At 59.6% G+C, this 2,046-nt stretch carries 3 protein-coding genes; all 3 read right to left on the bottom strand.

Going from position 1 to position 2,046, the window contains the following annotated elements; genetic code table 11:
• Nucleotides 1-432 precede the first annotated feature (432 nt).
• Genes NS354_RS12565 through NS354_RS12555 form a run of 3 tightly spaced genes read right to left on the bottom strand, consistent with a single transcriptional unit; the run spans nucleotide 433 to nucleotide 1,766 of the window.
• A complete protein-coding gene (locus NS354_RS12565; RefSeq protein ID WP_058594789.1) occupies nucleotides 433-858 on the bottom strand; it encodes a hypothetical protein in 426 nt (141 codons plus the stop codon).
• Nucleotides 859-872: 14 nt separating this feature from the next.
• Entirely contained in the window at nucleotides 873-1,481 is a 609-nt protein-coding gene (locus tag NS354_RS13465) for a hypothetical protein (protein WP_153002223.1), read from the bottom strand.
• A gap of 3 nt (nucleotides 1,482-1,484) precedes the next feature.
• On the bottom strand, nucleotides 1,485-1,766 hold the full coding sequence (locus NS354_RS12555; RefSeq protein WP_058594787.1) for a hypothetical protein: 282 nt from the start codon (nucleotides 1,764-1,766) through the stop codon (nucleotides 1,485-1,487).
• Between the last annotated feature and the right edge of the window lie 280 nt (nucleotides 1,767-2,046).

Raw genomic sequence — 2,046 nt, 5'->3', positions numbered from 1 at the left:
CGCGCCGTCGTCCCAGCGTCGCGCGCGCCGTTCCCAGAGGAGCACGTAGACGGTGAACACCACGCAGACGTAGATCCCGCTCGCGATGATCGAAATCGCAAGGCCGGCTCCGAACTCCGTGAGAGAGAGGAGGAAACCGAGCGGAAGCGCCCCGATTGCGCCGCTTCCCGCTCCGACGATCAGTGCATGGGGTACGGGAAGATCCCGGTTGAAGAAGCGTTGCGTGGCTCTGCTAAACGTACCCGATCAACCCGACAACAAGCCCCACTGTGGCGATGGGGAGGACGAGCAGTACAAGCCCCCATCGCAGTCCGAAAAGCACCGATGAGAAGTCCGGAGCAATGAGAAGGAAGTAACCCAGCACATACAGGAAAATTGGCGCACCGCACACGATTGGGCCGAAACAAATCAGGGAAAGGGTGGACCGGTGACTCACCTCGTCTCCGCACTGTACTTGTTGATCACATTCCTGAAGTTCGCGGCTTGCAGTGACCAGGCAACGTAGGCGCCTGCAGGCCCCGCATAGCCGAGTCCGGTTTGTGCTTCTTCTGCATCCGCGACTTTCCGCACAGCAAACTCTTCACCTTCCTCGACGATCGAGAACTCGATGGTGGAACCCGGGCCATCGAAGTAATTGTCGGATATGACGGTGAACTTCACGCTGGTGTCCGTCGTGTTGACGAGCACCCTTCCGGTATCGATTCCACCGTCGAAGAAGAACAGGGTCTCCGAGAGTTCGAATACCGCGCCGTCCTGAAACTCAGCAGAGTCGCCGGTCACCGCAAACGGAAAGATCTCGGACGGGTGCTTCTTGAACAGGTCCATCAGTTCCTCGGCGGTGTAATTGTCCGTGCTCACACCCAAAGAGTGCTTCATGTCGTAAACATAGGAAGCTTGCGATAGCAGGAGCGATCCGATGGGAACGCCTCCGGCGGAAGGTCCCACTTCTCCGCAAGCTCCGCCCGCAGGGCCTCCAGGATCGTATAATCGGATTCCTGTCGGCGCGCTGCAAGGTCGAGGAGGCGACGCACGGCATCTTCGGCTACGTCGCGAGCTTCTCCGAGCCGCATCTCGAGATCGTTTCGCTTTTCCTCTCCGAAAGGTCCCCCGGTGGCCTGCAGAGCGCTCAGTTCGAGCGCAATGTCCATCGCCTGCTCCGTGGCGAAGTCACGTCGGACGATCTGATCGTTCGCAAGAGGTTGTATCGCCTCCAATTCATCGACGTACTTGTTGAGAGCTCGTTTCACCACTGCAGCGGCATCACCGAGCGTCACAAGGCGAACCTTGATCGCATTGATCCGTCCTTGAGCTGCCGATGCCGCGAGCCCGGACCAGTACTCGGGAAACACCTCGAGACACCTGGCGACATCGCCTTGAGCTTCTTCCAACTCTGCACTCATCACCGCGAACTTTGATGCGAGACCCGCCAACGATGCCGTCGAACCTGCGCCAGGGTCTTCGTCCGTCCATTGCGTGCTCATCGTTCAGCTCATCATCCCCAAGAAGCCGCGGATCTCTTGAACATGTGCGGTTTCGACCTGATTGAAGTCATGTGCGCACTCATGCATAGCCTCGGCGGTGCTCCGTGCTCGTTCTTGCTCGGTCCGAACTGCCTGTGCGAATTCCTCAACGAACAATTGCGTGGTGCGTGCGACAACATCGCTGCCGCAGTCCGAGCACGATTCGTCACCGGAATTCGGCACCTGGGCAAGAGCGTCGAACAAGCGATCCGCTGCGCTCTGGATCTCAGAAACGTCGACCTTCACGCGTCTGCCGACTCGTCCTTGTCATGGCGCGATCGTAAACGCAGCATCGACCGCAGTGAGTTCGCCGGGCGGAGAATGCAGCATCCCTGAGCGACAAATTCAGTATCTGCACCGCGTCCTTGCGGGGCTTCGGGCGTCGATTGCAGCATCGGCTCTCGGGAGAGAGCAGTAGAAAGGATGCGACAGAAGGTCCGCTCCCCAAGAGCTGGGAGCGGACCTTGTGTCGCATTTCCTGGTGCTCCGGGGAGCGGGCCGGGCCGGGGCAGGCAGGAGTCGGGGC

This window comes from Leucobacter chromiiresistens (genome assembly GCF_001477055.1).
GTDB classification, from domain to species: Bacteria; Actinomycetota; Actinomycetes; order Actinomycetales; family Microbacteriaceae; genus Leucobacter; species Leucobacter chromiiresistens_A.
This window is presented reverse-complemented; position numbering and strand designations above follow the sequence as displayed.